Source organism: Sinorhizobium sp. GQ132 (assembly GCF_059758575.1).
Map to the genome: position 1 here is coordinate 1 of NZ_JCAXDX010000078.1, position 267 is coordinate 267.

Annotated in this window: 1 protein-coding gene; it reads left to right on the top strand. The window is 57.3% G+C overall.

The window, feature by feature from the left end; genetic code table 11:
• Window positions 1-222 (top strand): hypothetical protein (locus AC6CIG_RS29800; protein ID WP_498324399.1); only part of this gene is annotated, 222 nt, incomplete at its 5' end.
• Window positions 223-267 lie beyond the last annotated feature (45 nt).

Genomic DNA, 267 nt, shown 5'->3' on the forward strand with positions numbered 1-267 from the left:
CTTGATGCCCGCCTGAACATGTTCAACCGCTACCGCCGTCGAAAGGGCGTTGGGTTGAAACTTTACGTCCTTCTGCCCCTCGAAAAAGCGAGCGGCTCGTTCCGACAGCCGACGTGGCAAGAGATCATCAATACGTTTGTTGAGACGATTGGCGGCTGGATTGTCACGCTCGTCAGGATCGTTGGTTTCGACGATGTCTATTGGCGAGACAGCGGTATCTGAAAAGGCCCAGTGGCTGCCGCAGGCCCTGAGCTCCCGGGGCTCATC